The organism is Streptomyces sp. NPDC058052 (genome assembly GCF_042885515.1).
In the GTDB taxonomy this organism is placed as follows: Bacteria; Actinomycetota; Actinomycetes; order Streptomycetales; family Streptomycetaceae; genus Streptomyces.
This window is the reverse complement of the sequence record NZ_JBHVRX010000008.1, coordinates 40,294-59,618: the sequence shown is the minus strand read 5'-3', so window position 1 is coordinate 59,618 and position 19,325 is coordinate 40,294. Positions and strand designations below refer to the sequence as shown.

At 69.8% G+C, this 19,325-nt stretch carries 19 protein-coding genes; 6 read left to right on the top strand and 13 right to left on the bottom strand.

Annotated features, from left to right (window positions below):
* Positions 1-841: 841 nt before the first annotated feature.
* From ACFVU3_RS13680 to ACFVU3_RS13665, 4 genes are all read left to right on the top strand, one after another.
* The gene (locus tag ACFVU3_RS13680; RefSeq protein ID WP_390066065.1) at positions 842-2,710 is read left to right on the top strand and encodes a glycosyl hydrolase family 18 protein; all 1,869 of its coding nucleotides are present in this window, start codon (positions 842-844) and stop codon (positions 2,708-2,710) included.
* A 213-nt stretch (positions 2,711-2,923) separates the two neighbouring features.
* The gene (locus tag ACFVU3_RS13675) at positions 2,924-3,451 is read left to right on the top strand and encodes a hypothetical protein (protein WP_390066064.1); all 528 of its coding nucleotides are present in this window, start codon (positions 2,924-2,926) and stop codon (positions 3,449-3,451) included.
* Between the two features lie 161 nt (positions 3,452-3,612).
* Positions 3,613-4,164 carry an AAA family ATPase gene (locus ACFVU3_RS13670; RefSeq protein ID WP_390066063.1) on the top strand — a complete coding sequence of 184 codons (552 nt, stop codon included), beginning with the start codon at positions 3,613-3,615 and terminating at the stop codon, positions 4,162-4,164.
* 186 nt (positions 4,165-4,350) lie between these two features.
* The gene (locus tag ACFVU3_RS13665; RefSeq protein ID WP_390066062.1) at positions 4,351-4,995 is read left to right on the top strand and encodes a T6SS immunity protein Tdi1 domain-containing protein; all 645 of its coding nucleotides are present in this window, start codon (positions 4,351-4,353) and stop codon (positions 4,993-4,995) included.
* 37 nt (positions 4,996-5,032) lie between these two features.
* Here ACFVU3_RS13665 and ACFVU3_RS13660 read toward each other — a convergent pair whose 3' ends face one another.
* Together ACFVU3_RS13660 and ACFVU3_RS13655 are read right to left on the bottom strand one after the other, a co-directional pair.
* A complete protein-coding gene (locus ACFVU3_RS13660; protein ID WP_390066271.1) occupies positions 5,033-5,506 on the bottom strand; it encodes an HNH endonuclease in 474 nt (157 codons plus the stop codon).
* 300 nt (positions 5,507-5,806) lie between these two features.
* Positions 5,807-6,097, bottom strand: coding sequence for a hypothetical protein (locus tag ACFVU3_RS13655; protein WP_390066061.1), 291 nt, complete (start codon positions 6,095-6,097; stop codon positions 5,807-5,809).
* Between the two features lie 41 nt (positions 6,098-6,138).
* On the opposite strand from ACFVU3_RS13655, the gene ACFVU3_RS13650 reads away from it, so the two are divergent.
* Entirely contained in the window at positions 6,139-6,489 is a 351-nt protein-coding gene (locus ACFVU3_RS13650) for a hypothetical protein (RefSeq protein WP_390066060.1), read from the top strand.
* A gap of 1,276 nt (positions 6,490-7,765) precedes the next feature.
* On the opposite strand, the gene ACFVU3_RS13645 is transcribed toward ACFVU3_RS13650, so the two are convergent.
* From ACFVU3_RS13645 to ACFVU3_RS13610, 8 genes are all read right to left on the bottom strand, one after another.
* Entirely contained in the window at positions 7,766-8,146 is a 381-nt protein-coding gene (locus ACFVU3_RS13645) for a transposase family protein (protein ID WP_390066270.1), read from the bottom strand.
* Complete coding sequence (locus tag ACFVU3_RS13640; protein ID WP_390066059.1) at positions 8,029-8,574, bottom strand: transposase family protein; 546 nt, start codon at positions 8,572-8,574, stop codon at positions 8,029-8,031. The genes ACFVU3_RS13645 and ACFVU3_RS13640 overlap by 118 nt, the downstream gene beginning before the upstream one ends.
* Positions 8,504-8,707 (bottom strand): DUF5708 family protein, encoded by a 204-nt coding sequence (locus ACFVU3_RS13635; RefSeq protein ID WP_390066058.1) that lies wholly within the window; start codon positions 8,705-8,707, stop codon positions 8,504-8,506. The genes ACFVU3_RS13640 and ACFVU3_RS13635 overlap by 71 nt, the downstream gene beginning before the upstream one ends.
* A gap of 396 nt (positions 8,708-9,103) precedes the next feature.
* On the bottom strand, positions 9,104-9,361 hold the full coding sequence (locus ACFVU3_RS13630) for a metal-sensitive transcriptional regulator (RefSeq protein ID WP_390066269.1): 258 nt from the start codon (positions 9,359-9,361) through the stop codon (positions 9,104-9,106).
* Between the two features lie 58 nt (positions 9,362-9,419).
* The gene (locus tag ACFVU3_RS13625) at positions 9,420-10,313 is read right to left on the bottom strand and encodes a sulfite exporter TauE/SafE family protein (RefSeq protein WP_390066057.1); all 894 of its coding nucleotides are present in this window, start codon (positions 10,311-10,313) and stop codon (positions 9,420-9,422) included.
* The gene (locus tag ACFVU3_RS13620) at positions 10,310-10,891 is read right to left on the bottom strand and encodes a rhodanese-like domain-containing protein (protein WP_390066056.1); all 582 of its coding nucleotides are present in this window, start codon (positions 10,889-10,891) and stop codon (positions 10,310-10,312) included. Before ACFVU3_RS13620 ends, ACFVU3_RS13625 begins: the two co-directional genes overlap by 4 nt.
* Before the next feature lie 231 nt (positions 10,892-11,122).
* Entirely contained in the window at positions 11,123-12,511 is a 1,389-nt protein-coding gene (locus ACFVU3_RS13615) for a rhodanese-like domain-containing protein (RefSeq protein ID WP_390066055.1), read from the bottom strand.
* Between the two features lie 86 nt (positions 12,512-12,597).
* Positions 12,598-12,921 (bottom strand): rhodanese-like domain-containing protein, encoded by a 324-nt coding sequence (locus tag ACFVU3_RS13610; RefSeq protein WP_390066054.1) that lies wholly within the window; start codon positions 12,919-12,921, stop codon positions 12,598-12,600.
* A gap of 188 nt (positions 12,922-13,109) precedes the next feature.
* Between ACFVU3_RS13610 and ACFVU3_RS13605 the strand changes: the two genes are divergently transcribed.
* Entirely contained in the window at positions 13,110-14,381 is a 1,272-nt protein-coding gene (locus ACFVU3_RS13605; protein WP_390066053.1) for an MFS transporter, read from the top strand.
* Positions 14,382-14,456: 75 nt separating this feature from the next.
* Here the strand turns inward: ACFVU3_RS13605 and ACFVU3_RS13600 are convergent, their stop codons facing one another.
* The 3 genes from ACFVU3_RS13600 to ACFVU3_RS13590 all read right to left on the bottom strand — a co-directional run bounded on the left by ACFVU3_RS13600 (position 14,457) and on the right by ACFVU3_RS13590 (position 18,865).
* The gene (locus ACFVU3_RS13600) at positions 14,457-15,269 is read right to left on the bottom strand and encodes a universal stress protein (protein WP_390066052.1); all 813 of its coding nucleotides are present in this window, start codon (positions 15,267-15,269) and stop codon (positions 14,457-14,459) included.
* Positions 15,270-15,641: 372 nt separating this feature from the next.
* Positions 15,642-18,164 (bottom strand): FtsX-like permease family protein, encoded by a 2,523-nt coding sequence (locus ACFVU3_RS13595; RefSeq protein WP_390066051.1) that lies wholly within the window; start codon positions 18,162-18,164, stop codon positions 15,642-15,644.
* Positions 18,161-18,865: an ABC transporter ATP-binding protein gene (locus ACFVU3_RS13590; protein ID WP_390066050.1), complete on the bottom strand. Its 705-nt coding sequence runs from the start codon at positions 18,863-18,865 to the stop codon at positions 18,161-18,163. Before ACFVU3_RS13590 ends, ACFVU3_RS13595 begins: the two co-directional genes overlap by 4 nt.
* Positions 18,866-19,325 lie beyond the last annotated feature (460 nt).

Below are 19,325 nucleotides of genomic sequence, written 5' to 3'. Positions count from 1 at the left end.
TCCTCGGCGGCCGAGGACGCTCGGGGCCGGGAAACTGCTTCCTGCGCGTGTGGGGATGGCTCAAAGCACTCCGTCCGGTACAGCGGCGAGACCGCCTGCATGCCTTGCTGGCAGCGCGTAAGTTCTCCACCGGACGCCTGCTCACCAAGCGGATCGCGACCCGGTATGGCCACGTTGCCCTTGAGGACCGGCGGGTGAAGGTCATGACCGCCTCGGCCCGCGGCGAGCGGAGCGCTCCGGCCGCAATGTGAAGGCGAAGGGCAGATCGAATCGGGCCATCCTCGGTGTCGGCTTCGGCGCGATCCACCGCCAGATCGAGCAACTCCAGCGGGGGACCAAGGTGACCGTCGCCGACCCGGCCTCCACCCCGGACCTGCAATAGCTGCGGACGCGCTGACCCGAGAACCGACGCGCCCGCGACCACTCCACCCGCACCCGCTGCGGCCGCGCCACCCACATCACAACCCGAGCCCGACACCTCGATTCCGCCCGGGAACGCCTCGCAGGAACCCCTCCCAGCCTCCCGGCCGCCGCCGACGCGGGACGGGACCTCCAGGACGCGGTTCCCAGCAGGCCCCGGAGATGCCGGGCCGTCGCCCACCGTCGCCGGTCCTGAATGTTCAATCCCCGCGGCCGGACGGGGAGGAGCACCTGATGCGGGACGGGCGCGGTGGCGCATAACAGCCTTTTGGTCCAGACCACTTGACGATTGGTCTAGTCCTTCCTAGGGTCACGACAACACTGCGGTGGGTGCAAAGGAGGGACACCACGTACCCAGGGACCCGCAGGGTCGACAGGCCAGGGACCCCCCTGTGCGCTGACCCCCTCCCGAGGAGCATCCTTGAGCACTCACACGCGACGGCGCAGTACCGGATCGCCATGGAGCATCGTCCCGAACACGCGGTCCAAGGCCCTTGCGGGCGCCACCGCGCTGCTCCTCCCGCTGGCCGCCATGGTCGGCCTCGCCGCGCCCGCGGAGGCGGCGACTTCCGCTACCGCCACGTACGCCAAGGCATCCGACTGGGGCTCCGGCTTCGAGGGCAAGTGGACGGTGAAGAACACCGGCACCACCACCCTCACCTCCTGGACCGTCGAGTGGGACTTCCCCACCGGCACCAAGGTCGACTCCGCCTGGGACGCCACCGTCACCAACTCCGCGAACCACTGGACCGCCAAGAACCTCGGCTGGAACGGCACCCTCGCCCCCGGCGCCTCGGTCTCCTTCGGCTTCAACGGCAGCGGAACCGGCGCCCCCACCGGCTGCAAACTCAACGGAGCCTCCTGCGACGGCGGCACCACCAACCCCGGCGACAACGCCCCCTCCGCCCCCGGCACCCCGGTCGCCTCCGACATCACCGACACCTCGGTGAAGCTCACCTGGGCCGCCGCCACCGACGACAAGGGCGTCAAGAACTACGACGTCAAGCGCGACGGCACCACCGTCGCCACCGTCACCGGCACCACCTACACCAACACCGGCCTGACCGCCGGCACCGACTACAGCTACACCGTCGTCGCCCGCGACACCGCCGACCAGACCGGCCCCGCCTCCGGTGCCACCCCGGTCCGTACCACCGGAGGCGGTGGAGGCGGCGAGAACCCCGGCGGCAACGGCAAGATCAACCTGGGCTACTTCACCAACTGGGGCTCCTACACGGTGAAGAACCTCGTGACCTCGGGCTCCGCCTCGAAGATCACGCACATCAACTACGCGTTCGGCAACGTGCAGAACGGCAAGTGCACCATCGGCGACCCCTACGAGGACTACCAGAAGTCCTACACCGCCGCCCAGTCCGTCGACGGCGTCGCCGACACCTGGGACCAGCCGCTGAGCGGCCACTTCAACCAGCTGCGCAAGCTGAAGAAGGCTTACCCGAACATCAAGGTCCTCTGGTCCTTCGGCGGCTGGACCTGGTCCGGCGGCTTCGGCCAGGCCGTGCAGAACCCGACCGCCTTCGCTCAGTCCTGCTACGACCTCGTCGAGGACCCGCGCTGGGCCGACGTCTTCGACGGCATCGACCTCGACTGGGAGTACCCGAACGCCTGCGGTCTCACCTGCGACACCAGCGGCGCCGCGTCCTTCAAGAACATGATGCAGGCCATGCGCGCCAAGTTCGGCCCGAACAACCTGCTCACCGCCGCCATCACCGCCGACGGCTCCAGCGGCGGCAAGCTCGACGCCGCCGACTACGGCGGCGCCGCCCAGTACATCAACTGGTACGACGTGATGACGTACGACTACTTCGGCACCTGGGCCGCGCAGGGCCCGACCGCCCCCCACTCCCCGCTGACCTCGTACCCCGGCATCCCCGCACAGGGCTTCAACTCGGCCGACGCGATCGCCAAGCTGAAGGCCAAGGGCGTCCCGGCTTCCAAGCTGCTGCTCGGCATCGGCTTCTACGGCCGGGGCTGGACCGGCGTCACCCAGTCCGCCCCCGGCGGCAGCGCCACCGGACCCGCCGCCGGCGTCGAGCCCGGCAACCAGTACTACAAGGTCCTCAAGACCACCTGCCCCGCCACCGGCACCGTCGGCGGCACCGCCTACGCCCACTGCGGCACCGACTGGTGGAGCTACGACACCCCGGCCACCGTCGGCACCAAGATGACGTGGGCCAAGAACCAGGGCCTGGGCGGCGCGTTCTTCTGGGAGTTCAACGGCGACACCGTCGACGGCGAACTCGTGAGCGCGATCAGCAACGGCCTGAAGTGACCCGCTGACCGAGTAACCGGCCCGCCCGCCCCCGACCAAGGGGCGGGCGGGCCGTCGCGCATCCTCCGCAGCGCAGCGCCCGGATTCCGCGTGCTCTGCGCGGGAAGCCTGCCTTGCAGGGGTGGTGACGAGGGGACGCGGGGGCGCATGTTCGACAGGATGAGGAACAGCCACAGGCTCGGGGAGTTCACCCAGAGATCCTTCTGGGAGGTCGTGTTCGAGACCCTGGTCGACGTCGTGGTGTCCCGCTGGGTCTGGGTGCTCGTGGGCAACGCGGGAACCGTTGTCTGCGCCGTCACCGGGATCGTGCTGCACTGGTCGACTCCGCTTTCGCTCGCCGACTACGGAGCCGTCCAACTCGCCTGCCTGGCATGCCAGGCACTCGCCCTGTATCCCGTCGTGGTGCCGGGACGGACGGCGACACCACAGGACGTCACCCGATACGCCGGCATCCACGAGAGTCTGACGCTGACCACTGTCTGTGGCACCTTGCTCCTCGCCGTGTTCCCCGGTCTCATGCTGCTCATCTTCCTCGGCGGCGACGTGGACGAGCCCCCGTGGGGCGCCGTGCTCTTCTCGGCGACGTCCCTCATCCTGGCCTGCATCGCCGGCCTGTTCGCCGGAGCGCTCGTCTCCGACAAGGTGCGGGCGCGGCGCCGTGCGGCGGGCGCGCACGGTGGGGATGACGGCGACGACGGCACCGAAGGCGACGCGGACACAGGCGGCATCGACGCCGATTGAGCCGCGGCCGGAGAACGGCGCGGGCGAGACGCCGGGGGTCCGCGCAGTGCACCGGTTCGCGCGCACGCTGGCTGGACGCGCACGGGGGGCCGTCGACGTCGTACCGAGCAAGACCGCCAGGTGCGACACGGTCCAAGCAGGTCCTACGAGGGGCCGCTATCGTGCCGGGCGTGGTGGGAAACGAAGACACACGCCTGATCGTGGTCCGGGGCAACAGCGCCTCGGGCAAGTCGTCCGTCGCGGCCGGACTGAGGGAGAGGTTCGGCCGTAACCTCGCGATCGTCGGCCAGGACAATCTGCGCCGAACCGTACTGCGAGAACGCGACCGTCCCGGGGCTGCGAACATCGGCCTGATCGATCTCACCGCCCGCTACGCCCTGGACAACGGCTTCCACGTCGTCGTGGAAGGCATCCTGTACGCCGACCGCTACGGCACGATGCTCCAGGACCTGGTGCGCGCCCACCGTGGCGCCTCGCGTTGCTATTACCTCGACGTGTCCTACGCGGAGACGGTGCGGAGGCACGCGACGAAGGCCGATGCCGAGTACCTCGAACAAGTCACCCCCGACCACCTGCGCGACTGGTACCGGGAGAAGGATCTCCTGCCCAACGCCCTGGAGACCGTCATCGACGCGACCAGCACCCTGGACGACACCATCCAGCGGATCCTGTGCGAGAGCGGCCTGGACAAGGTGCCCCCGATCGACCGCTGACGACTCAGCATCGGACAGATCCTGCTCTCCGGTCGGCCTGCACCCGCCACCGTGATCGTCGTGCCGGTCGCTCGCTGTCGGCAGCGCGTCCATCGCAACCGCCTCACAGGCGGCGCAGCGGGTCGGGAGGCTCGGCCTGGTGCGGGGTGGCACCATCGGCAAGGTCGAGTTCACGTAGGAGTGCACATGTCCCTGGAGATCCTCCTCCGCCGTTTCCCCGTGACGGGTACGGCAGATCCAACGGCTCCCGGCGAGGGCGGACACCCCGTGCCCGCCACCCTCTCCGGCCTGTTCGAGCAGGCGGAAGGAAGCGTCCTCGCGGACGGCTTCCTGCGGTTCCACACTCCGAAGTCCGCTCGCGAGTCGTACGAGGCGTGCGCCCGCATGATCGAGGGCATCGAGGGGCGCTACTACCCCTTCGCGTTCGACTGGTCGGGCCGGGAGCTGCTTTTCGACATCCGTGATCCGGAGGCCAAGCCCCGCTATGTCATCGCGGTCGACCCGGCCGAGGGCGAGCACCTCACCACGGGCCTGACCATCGACGAGTTCTTCGAGGCCGTGGCCGACGAGGACGAGGACGCCCTGGCCTTTCCCTACTTCCAGGAATGGCGGGAGGCCAACCCCGGGGCCGCACCGCTGGGCTTCGGCCAGGTGGTCGCCTACAAGGTGCCGCTGGCCCTGGGCGGCTCGGACGAGGTCGCGAACATGGAGGTCAGTGACCAGCGGGTGTACTTCGAACTCTGTACCCAGCTCGCTCTGCAGCTCCGCGACCTGCCCGAAGGCACCGAGATCGGGGGCGCGACCATCGCACCCCCGGAGCCGGGAGCCTGAGAGCTGTGCTCGGCAGCGCCGTGATCGATCTGTTCGGTCACGTGCGGCCTCGGAGTCCCACTGGCCGGCTCGCTGTCAATCGCACGTGCGAGGAGGCGGATGAGAAGAGCTTGGCTGGAGGCTGTCGGTGGATGGCTGGGCCTGAGGGCGAGGCTCTTGTCGTCGACCACCGGACCGGACAGCGTGTGACTGCTGCCTCTCTGCCTGCCGTACTTCCGCACTCTGATGGAGAGTGACGCGGGCATGGCCGGGATGGTGCCGGGCCAGGGCCCGCCGCCTTCTGCCGGCGGGCTTCGTCGTGTCGGCCGGCTCGGCTACGCCTCTTCGGCGCCCGGTTCGAGCGGCTGCGCGGCGGCCCATCGCTGGACGAACTCGGCGCCGGCTGCTGGCGGAGGGCTTTGCGGTCGATCTGGTCGGGCCCGTTGCCTTTGCGCCGGTGGCAGGTAGGGCAGAGTGCGATGAGATTCTCGAACTCGTGCTTCCTGACCCTTCTGGCATGGTGACACTCTATGCACGGATCCCCTGCCGGCGTGATGTGTCCTGCCAGGACTGAGGTGAGCGCCCGCCTCTCGGGGGTGTGGCGGGCGCTCGGTGGGTGTTTCTGACGGTGGGGCGGGTTTGGATGCAGGCAGGGCAGAACGAAGAACCCCCAGCCGATCGAGCGGGTCCGTGAGGTGTGGGCTGCCTGCAGTTGCTGGTGCAGTGGGATCTGACGCCGCGAGGTGAGGCGGTCGCCGCGCCCCGGTTGCCGGACTGCCCGGCCGGCTCGTGGTGGACCTGGTCCGGCGGTTGCCGTCGGGACCAGGCGGGTTCACATCTCGGGCCAGGGGTCGCACTCCAGGATGCACTCGTTGTGCCACCAGCCGCAGCAGTCCCCACCGCGCGCGATGTCGCGGTCGACGAATTCGGTGACGACACGGCCGTCTTCGATGCGGGACACGCCTACTTGCCTGCTGAAGTCGACCTTCAGCACGTCGAGCTCGAACCGCATGCACTTGACTGCATATTTCTTGGCCGCCTCGGGGTACTGCTCAAGCAGTTTGTTGAGAGCCTCAAAGAACTCAGGATCGCTCTGTGGCCCGCAGCCAGACTTGGACTTCATGGCAACGCTCCGGACGGGTTGAGTGCTCGTCCCCCTGGCAAGTGCTCTGCACTCGTCGCATCTCATCGTCTCGCGGGGCGCGCACCCGTGCCACCGCGCCGGCCCTCGCCGAGGGCGGCGCGGACGAAGCCCGGGCCCTGGCCGCCGCCGTCCGCGACCGCCTCCCCGCCGGCCTTCCCGGTGCCGTCGGCATCGGCACGGAAGCGGGCATGGTCGTTCTGGTGCTCAGGAAGGCCGCCCGCGAGGCGGGCCTGAACGCGGCCTCGCCGGTCAAGCAGCTGCTCGGCGGACGTGGCGAAGGCTCCCCGGGGCTGGCCCAGGGTGGCGGACTGTCGGCCGACCGCCTCGCTGACACCCTGGCGGAACTGCCTCGCGTGATCGCCGGCCGATGATCGCGTCTTGGGGAATGCGCGTCTGAACGCCAGGCATTCCACACGAGGCCGTCGCCTGACCGGCCCGGTGACCCGGGCCGATGGGATGCGAGTGGCGGCGTTGACCACGTTCACAGCCGCCCTGCACCTGCTCGGGTGACTCGCCGCTCATGGCGAATCGCAGCCACGGGCGGCCGGAGACCACATTCCCGACAAGCGCGATGCGCGGCGGGAGTTCCCGGGCGCCGTCGGGCGCTCTCGGCCAGGTGGTGCTGCCGGAGGTCCCCGCAGGGACGCGGCAAGCAGAGAGGGCGACAAGGAGAAGCGCGGGCGCGCCTCGCCCATCAGCTTGGTGATCACGTCCCGCGTTCTAGCCGTCGCGGCACCCGGTCCGAAAGGCTTCCGTCAGCCGCATCACCCAGGCGGGCGACGGTATTCACCAGGGAACGCTCACTGCAGGCAGGGAGGGATGCGGTCCAGTCGGCTTCACCCGCGATGTGCCGTTGCCACGATCATTGGTGCGGGGTGTCGGGTGGGATGGCCGGCGCGTGTGTGTCTGTGGTCCGGTGGGGGGCTTCGCTGTGGCGTGTGATGCCGTGGTCGCGAGCCAGCTCGCCCATGGCCACGTGCAGCGCGAGTTCCAGGGCCGCAGGTGTATGCAGCGTGCCGGTCCCATCAGGCGGGGAGATCCAGCGCAAGTCACCCCAGCGGCAGTGCGGGGCCGGCGCCGCGATCCAGCTGCCCGTGGTGAGGTAGCGGATGTCGTGTCCGGCCCAGATGCACCCGGGATCGGGAGGAAGAAAGAAGCCGACGTGTCGCCGCCTGCTGTCCAGCAAGGCTGGGCCGGGTTCGAGGCGAGGCAGACACGCCAGCATGTCGGCTGCGCGCAATCCGAGGCACGCGGGGACGATCAGGACGTCCCAGAAGCGCCCAGCGGCCAGGAGATGGGCACCAGTAGCGCTGTGCTGCCAGTCCCTCTTGCACGAGCGGGGCTCTGGGGCGGCCGCTGCCAGCCACTCGACCGCTCCCGTCCACTGCCTCAATGTCATAGCAACCTCCTGCTGGCGTAGGGGGACTGAGGCCGGGCGGGGACGAAGACGTGAGTCGGGAGAAGACCAACCCTGCTCCTGTCCTGACCACCCGGCGATCAGCCGTGACCGTTCCTCGCCCGTTAGTGGGCGGGCGAGGAAGTAAGCGCCCAGTGAAACCACGCGTGTCGGTGCACCGCTAGAGCAGGCCCGTACAGTTCACCGCGTGCAGCGAGCGCCAGGGCTCAGATGCGGAAGGGATCCGTACGCTAGCGCTGACGTGTGCGCCTTTGCGCCTGAGGCTTTTGGAGTGATCTTGGCCCGCGGCCATCGACCGACCGGAGAAGGTGCGGTAGTGGAGGGGAGGCCGGTTGGCCTGGTCGGGGGCTGGCGCAGAAGCTTGCCTTTGCCAGTCGACGGCAGCTCCGAGTGAGCCCTTTCAGCGTTGACGCTCCAGGGTGAGGACGGCAGTGGAGATGGCCGTCATGCGGTTGGGGCTGCCGTGGGCTTTGCGAAAGGGTTCGCCAGGTCTTCAGCCTTGCGATGCTTCGTTCGACCGGTGTCCGCGCCGCTGACAGAGCTCGGTTGATCCTCTGCTGGGTCGTGGTGAGGTCCGGCCGGGAAGCCGTCTGATCGGTGTGGTGACCCAGGGGCCGGCGCCGATGTAGGTACGGGTCGGCGAGGACGGGACGTCCTGGCGTTCGCAGATCCGGATGGTGCGGTGGGTACGGGCCCCGGTCGGGTCATGGGTGCGGCCGGACAGTGCGGGCGAGATCCACAGCAGCTTGCCGACGGGATCGGTGATGACCTGCACGCTCACGCCGTGACTGCCGTGACTGCCGTGGTAGGTCGAGTGCGGCAGGATCGGAAACCAACGAGACTTCTGCGCTGGTGAGTTGAGACGTCGGACACCTCTCTCACTGGCGCAGGAGCCTCGTGCGTCGCGGCACGTCAGTCCATCGCCTGATTGCTGGCCACTTTGAAGGAGCTCAGTGTGACAGGGGCCGTCAGGAGCCGGACTTGCTGCTTCTGCTACTCGCTGTGCGGTATATGCCGTAGAGGATCTCGATGCCGCCAATGACCATCAACACGACACCCACCTTTGTGAGTGTGAAGATAGGGATCTCGACATCTCCGGTAAACAGGCGGAGTGCCAGTCCACTTCCGAACAGGACGGCACCTTCGGCGAGGTTCTTGATGGGAGATGCCACGGTGCTCGGTCTCCTTCAGTCTCAGAATCGGCCAGACGAGTCTGTTCGCTCTTTACTGGTCAGGCTAGGTCAGCCCAGGACGGGCTGCCTCCGCCCACAGGACGAGTTGCGTGCCCATACTTCGGGGGACCGGAGGATGAGGCGCCTCCTCTTCACCGAGCAGGTGGAATTCGCAAATGCGCAGCTAGGGTGAGAACTTGCCGCGGACGCCCGCTTCGGGTTGCGGGGCGCTGGGCTCTTTCAGAGCGGCCACTTTGATCGAGTGACCAACGTCGCCCGCCTGGAGCGCGCGCACGAGGGGCCTGCCCTTCTCCACCCCGACAGGGGAAACAGACCCCACTGCCGGATGAGAGGCTTCCCGCCGGTGATCACGACAGCTCTGAGCAGTCGGGACGGTCAGGCGAGGGTGAGGAAGAGTTTCTCCAGCTTGTCCTGTGTCAGGGGCGGGTTCTCGGAACCGTCGGTGAGGCACTGGCGCATCCCGCTCGCCACGATCTTGAACCCGGCCCGGTCCAGGGCCTTGGAGACGGCGGAGAGTTGGGTGACGACGTCCTCGCACTCTCTGCCGTTCTCGACCATGGCGATCACCGAGGCCAGTTGACCCTGTGCCCGCTTGAGACGATTCAGGACGGGCTTCATCGATTCTTCGTTCATCTGCACGGAAATTCTCCTCCTCCCCCTCATCGAGCACGCTTTGGGACGTGTCCTCGGTCTATTTCACCGCCGCGTCCTGGCGGACGCGAGGCGTCGGCTGCGGTGGTGTCGTTCTTGACCGACTCACGACTCGGGCGGTCACCGCAGCGCTTGCGGCGGCGCCGAGCACCGCCCAGGTGGCGGGGTGGGTCCAGACGGCGGCGTCGAGCTGCTGGGCGAGGACGAAGACGCCCATGACGACGACGAACCAGCCGAACGCCTTGCGCAGCGCGTCCTGGGGGATGCGTCCGGCGAGGCGGGCGCCGACCAGGCTGCCGATCACCGCCGCTGCGGTCACGGTCAGGGCGATGGACCAGTCGATCGTCACGCCGGAGAGGTGTCCGGCGAGCCCGGCGAAGGACTTCATCGCGATGACCAGCAGCGAGGTGCCGACGGCGATGCCCATGGGCAGTCCGCCGAGGATCGCGAGGGCGGGTACGACGAGGAAGCCGCCGCCGGAGCCGACCAGGCCCGTCACGGCGCCGACGGCCAGGCCCTCGACCGCGATGTGTTTCAGCGGCAGGTCGCGGTGGGCGGGGCGGGCCTTCTTCGCCCCGTCGCGCGGCTTGCGGAGCATGGCGAAGGCGGTGGCGAGCATCATCAGCGCGAACGCGACCAGCAGGACGGTGCCGGGGATGTACGCGGCGAGGCGTCCGCCGGCGTAGGCGCCGGCCATGCTGAACGCGCCGAAGAGCAGTCCGGTCCGCCAGCGGACCCGGTGGGCGCGGGCGTGCGGGATCAGGGCGGCGAGGCTGGTGACACCGACGATGAACAGCGAGGTGGCGATGGCTTCCTTGGTGTCCTGTCCGGCGAGGTAGACCAGGATCGGGACGGTGAGGATGGAGCCGCCGCCGCCCAGGATGCCGAGGCTGACGCCGATCAGGAGGGAGACCGCGACGATGAGGGCGGTCATGACGCGCTCCGCAGCTCCGAAATGACGGTGCGGATGTCGGTGCGCGGTCCCCGGTTGTACGGGAGCTTGGAGAGCAGCACGCCCATGGCGCAGGAGTTGCTGAGCGCGGCGTAGGTCAGGCCGGCGCCGACGGCGGTGCCGACGAGGTGGACGCCGGGGATCAGGATGCCGGCCAGGCCGGTGGCCAGGACGACGGAACCCGCGACGAGGCGGACCTGGCGCTCCATGTCCCACCGCTCGGGGCCTCGCTTCACGGACGCGCCGGCCGCCTCCCAGGCGTTCATGCCGCCCTCCAGAACCCGCAGGTTCGGCAGCCCGGCCTGGGCGAGGGCCTGCTCCGCCTCCCGGGCGCGCTGCCCCGAGCGGCACACGAGCACGACCTCCTCGTCCAGGTGCGAGCGCAGCTCCGCGCGGTGCTCACGCAGGGCGTTCAGAGGGACGTTGTAGGAGCCGGGGATGTGGACGGTGCGGAACTCGCCGGGCGTGCGCACGTCGAGCAGGCGCGGAGCGCGGCCCTCGTCGGTGAGGGCACGCAGGACGGCGGGGGTGATCGATGGGGCGGTGCGCTCGGTGCTCATGCAAAACTCCGGAAGGTAGTGCGAAGGGGTACGCAGGGGGAGGGGGCCGTGGGTCATGGCAGCGACCCAGGCGTCAGAGGACGAAGGGGGCCGTCGCGGGCGGGGCGGTACACCCGCGCCCGCGACGGCGGCGGAGGAGCGGAGGCAGTGCGGCCTCCGGCCCCGCCGCAGGCCGGCGGTGCACGGCGGGAAGGGTCCCGGACTCGTGCCCGACCGGCGGTTCGGGGGTGGTCAGACGGCTGCGGTCTCGGCCGCCAGGGCCCAGGCGGCCCAGCCGCCGAGGATGTCGGAGACGTCACCGAAGCCGCGGTGGCGCAGGAGGCTGGCGGCGATGGAGGAGCGGTGGCCGCCGGCGCAGTGCAGGACCAGGGGCCGGTCGCCGGGCAGTTCACCGGCCCGCGACGACAGTTCGCTCAGGGGGATGTGCAGGGCCTCGGGGATGAAGCCGTTGGCCTCGCGTTCGCCGCAGGTGCGCACGTCCACGACGAGCGGAGGGTTCTCTCCGGCCAGGGCGGCCTTCAGGTGCGCGGCGGTGAGACGGCTGGCCGGGGCAACCTCGTCGGCCATCACCCGAAGCGCGTCCTCGGGATTGCGGACGTAGCCCACGACGTGGTCGAAACCGATGCGGGCGAGGCGGGTGACGATCTCCTCCTCCCGGTTCTGCGGCGCCATGACCACCAGTTCCTCCGCCGGGTCCAGGACGGTGCCGGCCTGTTCGGCGAACCGGCCGTCAGCGGGGACGTTCACCGCGCCGGCGAGGTGACCGGCCGCGAACTCCTGCGGGTCACGCGCGTCGACGACCACCGCTCCGTCGGCGCGCAGGTCGGCGAAGTCGGCGAGCGCGAGCGGCCGGGCAGCGACGTTCGCGTCGTACAGGGCGCGGTCCTTGCGGTTGAGGTCGGCGTCGTACGCGAAGTACCCAGGTGCGGCGGACTGCCCCGCCGTGACGAGGGCGACGAAGGCGTCCCGGTCCATCGGGGCGCAGGCGTAGTTGGTCGCCCGCTGCTCGCCGATGGTGGAGGACTTCTCCGTGGACAGGTTCTTCCCGCAGGCCGAACCCGCGCCGTGAGCGGGGAAGACGCGGACCTCGTCCGGCAGGCCCATCAACTTGTTCTGCACGCTGTCGTGCAGCATGCCGCCCAGTTCCTCGGCGGTCACGCCCACCGACGCCAGCAGGTCGGGGCGGCCGACGTCGCCGATGAAGAGCGCGTCACCGGTCAGCACGCCGTAGGGCACGGTGTCGGCGGCGTGCTCGTACACCAGGACACTGATCGACTCCGGCGTGTGCCCCGGGGTCTCCATGACCTCCAGGACCACCTCGCCCAGGGCGATCCGCTCGCCCTCGGCGAGGTGCCGGATCGGGTACTCCGTCTCGGCGCGCGAGCCGTAGCCGATCCACGCGCCCGTCTCGGCGGCCATCTCCAGGTGGCCTGCGACGAAGTCCGCGTGGAAATGGGTGTTGATCACACCGACCACGGTGAATCCGTGCGCCCGCGCGTCGGCGAGGTACTCCGAGACGTCACGGCGCGGGTCGACGACGACAGCCTGTCCGGTCTTCTCGTCGGCGATCATGTACGACGCCTGGGACAGGCAGTCGAGGTAGTACTGGGCGAAGAACACGGCGAACCTTTCGACGGAGAAAGCGGGCGCGGAGTGTGAGCTCCGCGAGACGGGGAGTGGTGCGGTGAGGGCGGCCGGCCGGCCGTTCAGGCGGCCCGGACGTCCGAGCCGCGCACGACGGGGCGGCCGGTGCGGACCCACCCGGCGGTGCCGCCCGCGACCGAGATCGCGTGGAAACCTGCGGCCTCCAGGTGCTCGGCGGCCCAGGCGCTGCGGTTGCCGCTCGCGCAGACGACGTAGACGGGCCGGTCGGCGGGCAGTGCGGCGAGGTGGGCGCCGAGCTCGGAGAGAGGCGCGGTGCGGACGCCCGGTACGTGGCCCGCCGCGTATTCGTCCGGCTCCCTCACATCGATGGTGAAGGCGCCCTGGGCCAGCTCGGTGGCGAAGACGTCCAGATCCACTTCACGCATGGAAGATCAACCTTTCGAATACCCCCCGGGGTACTTACGTCCTCGACTGTAGGCAGGGCCGAGCAGGGAAGTCAAATACCCCCCTGGGTATCCAGAGTCACAGGGCGGAGCTCCGTGAGGGGAGGGAATCTCATACCCCTAGGGGTATTGTGATCTGCAGATACGAGAGCGAACGGAACGGTGAAGTGATGACACGAGCGAACACGAAGCCGCGCTCCGCGCCCGGCACCGTCCGGCTGGGGCTGCGGGAGAACCGGGCGCAGTTCGTGCTGCTCGTCGTGGTCACGGCCGCGGTCGGGGCGCTCGTCGGGCTGGAGCGGACGACGGTTCCGCTGATCGGCACCGAGGTGTTCGGTCTCGCGGGGAACCTGGCCGTCTTCTCGTTCATCGTCGCCTTCGGTCTCGCCAAGGCCCTCACGAACCTCGCCGCCGGCGTGCTCACCGCCCGCTTCCGCCGCAGGCAGCTCCTCCTGGCCGGCTGGCTGATCGGCGCACCCGTGCCGTTCGTGCTCGCTTGGGCGCCCTCGTGGTGGTGGATCGTGGCCGCGAACGTCCTGCTCGGCGTCAACCAGGGGCTGACCTGGTCGATGACCGTCAACATGAAGATCGACCTCGTGGGCCCGACCCGGCGAGGTCTGGCCACGGGCCTCAACGAGGCCGCCGGCTACGTCTCGGTCGGCGCCACGGCCCTGCTCACCGGCTACCTCGCAACCCGGTACGGGCTCCGCCCCGCCCCCGAACTCATCGGCGCGGTCTTCGTCGCCGCCGGTCTCGCGCTGTCCCTGTCGGTCAGGGACACCGCCGCCCACCTGGCCCTGGAACTCGCCCGCCACCCCGCACCCGAAGGCGGCCCGGCGGGCAGACCGTCCTTCCGGAAGACCTTCGCCCGCACCTCATGGCGCGACCGCTCCCTGCGCGGCGCCTCCCAGGCCGGCCTGGTCAACAACCTCAACGACGGCCTGACCTGGGGCGTCTTCCCCCTCCTGTTCGCCGACCACGGCCTCGGCATCGCCGCCATCGGCCTGATCAAAGGGCTTTACCCGCTGCTGTGGGGCATCGGCCAGATACCGGCCGGGCACCTCGCCGACCGGATCGGCCGCAGACCGCTCGTCGTGTCCGGCATGCTCCTCCAGTCCGCGGCGCTCCTGTCGGCCCTCGCGCTCCTCGACCGCCCGCTCCTCGCCGGCGTCGTCTCCGCCGTGGGCCTTGGCCTCGGCACCGCGCTGGTCTATCCCGCGCTCATCGCCTCCGTCTCCGACCACGCCCACCCCGCCTGGCGCGCCCACGCACTCGGTACGTACCGGTTCTGGCGGGACATCGGCTACGCGGCCGGTGCCCTGCTGGCGGGTCTCCTCGCCGACGCGCTGGGCCTGGACGCCACGGTCCTCGCGGCCGCCGTGCTCACCGCAGCCTCGGGTCTCCTCGCCGCCCGCTGGATGACCGACCGCCCCCGAACCTGACCGAGAAGGTTCACTCCCCAGGATCGGGCCGGGTAGGCCCGCAAGAAGCCCGACAGCCTCGTTGCGGACAAGGCGTCACGTCGTTCTGCGCACCGTGATGACAGGGCAGTGGGCGTGTGTCATCACGTCCTGGCTGACCGAGCCCAGAAGCAGGCCGGCGAGGCCGCTGCGGCCGCGGGCTCCGACGATCAGGAGCTGGGCCGTCTTGCTCGCCTCAAGCAGGACCTCACGCTCCGTGCCGCCGACCAGATCCCGTCTGACGGTGACGTCCGGATGGGTGACGGCGCGGTCGGCGGTCGCCTGGACCAGCATGCGTTCCGCGGACTCCGGCCTCGCGCCGGCCGGGTCCTTGCCCGGCTGCCATGCGTGGACGGCCACGAGTTCGGCCCGGCGCAGCGCGGCTTCGGTGAAGGCGACGTCGACGGCCTCGTCACTGTCCCGGGAGCCGTCGACTCCGAGTACGACGGGGCCGGTGTCGGCGGACGCGCGGTGTTTCTCGCGGACAATCATCACGGGGCAGTGGCTGCGGGCGGCCAAGGACACCGCTGTGGACCCGAGGAGGAGGCCGGCGATGCCGCCCATCCCCCGGGAACCCACGACGATCAGGTCGGCGGCCTGTGATGCGGCCTCCAGCACGTGCACCACGTCGCCCGTGACCACGTTCGTGGTCACGGCGACCCCGGGCGCCACGGCGAGTGCGTGGGTGGCCGCTTCCTGGACGAGTGCCCGGGAAGCCGGGTCCGGCACCATGAGCCTGGGCTTGATCGGCGCCTCGGCATGGACCACGCGCAGGGCCGCGCCGCGCCGTGCCGCCGCCGTGGCTGCTGCCTCGACGGCGGCGAGGCTCATCGCCGAGCCGTCCACCCCGACCACGACCAGATCGCCCATAGCTGGCTGTTCCCCTTCAAGCGTGGGTTCTCAGCCTCACCCCATCGGCATGGCGCTGCAATTCCTGTACGTCCCGTACCGCACGAGGGCCGCCGCCCGACCCGCCACCGGGCGAGGTCGGGGTCGGGGGCGTAGCGCCGGGCGATGGTCAGGCAGGGATGAGTGCGTCCCGCTTGTCTCGTGTCGGGCCGCCGTGTCGCGGCGTGGACTCCGGGCGGGCCGCCCCGGTTCTCGGGACCGCCGCCGCGGCAGCCCTCACCCTCTGGATCCGTACATGATCGACCGGACAAGCCCTTGGCGCGGCGATGTCGGTCTCCCTCCTCGCATCCGCTGGATGCGAGGAGGTTCCTGGCGTCCAGTGGGGCGGCTTGGTCAGGTTTCCGTGCGGTTGAGGGTGTTGCCGATCTTGCGTGGTGCGGCGAGTGCTCCGTAGGCCGCGCCGAGGACGAGGGTCAGGAGCAGGAGGGTGGCGATGGCTGTCCAGTTCATGACGACGGGGATGCTCCCGGGCCAGTTTCTTGCGGCGGTCAGACCCCAGCCGGCTGCGATGCCGAGGATGGCGGCCAGGGTGGTGACGGTGATCGACTGCCAGATGACGACGTTGCGCAGGGATCTGGGGGACAGGCCGATACGGTGCAGGCGTACGAGGTCGGGGCGGAGTTCGCTTGCGGACGAGGTGATGGTGATGCCGAGAACGGTCACGACGGCCGTGAGGGCGAGGCCGAGCATCAGGTACCACTGCGAGGGCGGGGTGAGTTCGGGGCCGGTCTCGATGCGTACGTCCGCCATCACGACGTTCACGGCTTCAAGCGCTTTGGTCAGCCGCTCCGACGTGGCGGCGTCCATACCGGTGGTGGGGGACGCGACGACTGAGTAGTCCACGGTCCTTGCGCCGAGGGCGTGCGCGGTGCGGGTGGTGAGGTAGGCGGAGGCTCGGGTGAGGGTGGTGGCGTCGACCGGGTCGGAGCGTACGGCACCCGCGACGGTCCAGCGGGTCTCCGACTGGTCGGTGCTCGTGGGAAGGCCGTTGGGCTTGGAGAGGATGACGCGGTCGCCCTTGATGTACTCGGGGTCCAGGACCAGGATGCGGCCGCTCTCCAGCGCCTGGCGTTCGTGCGCGGTCCAGGCGCGACCGGTGAGCGACGTGAACGTCGGTTCGTCGTCGACGACCTGGATGGTCTGCTTCCGATCGTCGGTCGCGCTGCCTGCCTGCCAGGTGATGCTCCAGGGCGGTGTCAGAGCGGGGGAGGGGGACGCCTTCAGAAGCTTGTCGTCGACCGGATACGTCCCTTTGACGATCGGTGTTCCTGCGGGCAGGACGCCGGCGAGGGCTTGCTCGACGGCGCGCGGGTCGCTCCCGCTGTAGAGGAGGGCTTCCACCTGGTCGAGATGGCGATTGCCCACGTAGGTGGCGCGGTCCTGGGCGGTGACGCTGGACAGTGTGCCGAGGATGCCGACCGTCAGAGCGAGAGAGACGGATCCGATCACGATCGCGGAGACCGGGCGACGGGGGTCGCGGACGAACGCCCGCAGCGCGATGCGCGCGCTGAGGCTCCTGTCGGCAAGGCGGGCCACGCCCTGCAGAACGTCCGCGATCCGAGTGAGCACAGCCGCGGCCAAGGCCGCGATCGCCGTGACGGCGGCGATGGAGGAGACGATCTCGTCCTCCTGGAAAGCCACCGCGACGGTGATCCCGACCGCGGCCAGGCCGCTGAGCACCGGAGCCCACCGGCGAGCCCGCCTCTCACTGCGAGCAGACGTGCGCGCACGTTCCCGGGCCGGCACACCTGCCGGGTAGCGCGTGGTCACCACCGCGGTGAGCGATGCCGCGGCGACCGACAGCAGGACGGCCAGAGCGCCGCCGGCCAGAAGAGGGTCGTAGGGGGCGTTGTCCTTGTCGGTGAGGCTCGGAAGCACCGGGCGGGCGGCGAGGGCGAGCAGGCTTCCGGCGAGCCATCCGGCGGGGACCGCGATGACGCCGGCCCACACCGCTCCGGAGATCGCCGCGTACCGCAGGTCGCGGTCGGGCAGCCCGAGACCGGCGAGGAGCGCGAACTCGGCCCGGGTGCGCCGCATGCGCAGAGCGAACGCGCCGGCTGCGATGACTCCGAGAACGAGGACGCCGGGAGCCAGCAGCAGTGCGGGTTCCCGTTCGATCATGGTCCTGGAGCCGGCGATGCCCGACTTCGTCAGCAGCTGCAGCCCCTGGGCGCCGGCGATTTCCTCCGCGATGCTGATCTGCTCGGGGTCACCCGCAACGAGGAGGCCGAACGATGAGGGCAGGACGTTGGTGCTGTCGCTGCCGGTCTTCGGCCAGGCACGCAGCTGCCCAGGCGAGGCGAGGTAGTCGTAGGCGGCATGGGCCTGTGGGCTTTCGACCAGGCCGACGATCTCGGCGGGCCCCTCTCGCTTCCACCGGTAAGGAAGGCTGTCACCGACCTCCAGGCCCTGGGCGTCGGCCAGCGCCCGGCTCACCGCGATCTCTCCCCGTTCGGAGGGGAAGCGCCCCTCCAGCAACCGGTACCGGCCCTCCACCAGGGGCGAAGACCAGTCGGTGTCGACGTAGCGCACCGCGACCGTCCGGTCCTTCGACCAGACGGGGAACTGGCTGTTCTCGTCGGCCGGCATCACCGTCATGCCCGGCGCCCGCTGCCTCAGTTCGGCCGCGATTTCCTCGGTCACCGACGGATCGGACTGCGAGAGGTACCCGTCGGCGTGGCGCCCGATGGTGCTGGTCGCCCGCTGCTCAGCCGTAGGCGCCGCCGAGGAGAACACTCCCGCCGCGAAGGTGGCCAGCAGCACCGGCAAAGCCAGCAGCGCCAGAAGGCCGCTACGCCTCCTTCCGCGGCCGACGACGGTGCGCCTGCCGATGAGATGCACGTATCCCTTGGTCACGCCACGTCCCCCTCGGCGGCATCGAAGGAGACGAGCGCGCCGTCATGCAGCACGGCAACGTGATCGGCGTGGGAGAGGTTGGCCGGGTTGTGCGTACTGAGAACGACGGTCACCCCGTCGTCGCGCAGCCGGCCCAGCACGTCCATGATCTCCGAGCCCGTCCTGGAGTCGAGCGAACCCGTGGGCTCATCCGCCAGGACCAGCGTGCGGTTGCCGACGATGGCTCGTGCGATCGCGGCCCTCTGCTGCTGCCCTCCGGACACCTCGGCGGGAAAACGCTGCTCCAGTTCCTTCAGCCCGACCCGAGCCATCGCCTCGGACGCCGCTTTCGTCGCCTCGCCGCGAGGCGTGCCGACGGCCTCCAGTGGAAGACGTACGTTCTCCACCATGGTGAGGTCGGCGAGAAGGCTGAAGTCCTGGTGGACGAAACCGATCTCCCGGAGCCGCAGCGCGGCCAGCTCGGCAGGACTGCACCGGTGTACCTGGTGCCCCAGCACGTTCAGATCTCCGGAGTCGACACGCTCGAGGCCCGCGATCAGGTGGAGCAGTGTGCTCTTGCCGGAGCCGCTCGGACCTGTAAGCGCGGTCAGCGTGCCGACGGGCACGGACAGCGAGACGTCCCGGAGCGCCGTGACGGTCTGTTTGCCCATGGAGAATGTCTTGCCGATCCCAGTAGCGACGATCGCCACGCCGTTGCCCATGTGAGTGCTTGTTCCTTACGAGTCGGCCTGGTCGTCGAAGCCGGCGGAGCCCACCGGAGTGGCCATGATCATCGGCGGAAGAGGCGTCGCCGGCGCTGCTCCGGGTGGCTGCGACAGCGAATGCCTGGCCTGTCTCAACCGCGGCGACGAGCGCCAGCGCGGTCAGGTCAATCCGCCCCGACACCACCACCGCCATACCCTCCACTTCTCGTCCCCTCCGCAGAGGAGGAGTCGTGGCCTTCGCATACAGCGGATCGGGGCATGAAGAAGTCACAAGGGCGCCGAACGCCCTCTCCCGGTACACGATTCGACAGTCGTCGAAACTACCGGCGGGGACGGTGCCGCCTGTCCCTGTCATGGTCAATGGCCGGAAGTGAGCGCCCGCAAAGAGTGGCAACCTGCACAAGGCGCCGAATCGGTGAAACCACTCGCTCTCTTCAGGCCACGAGAATGTCAGGTT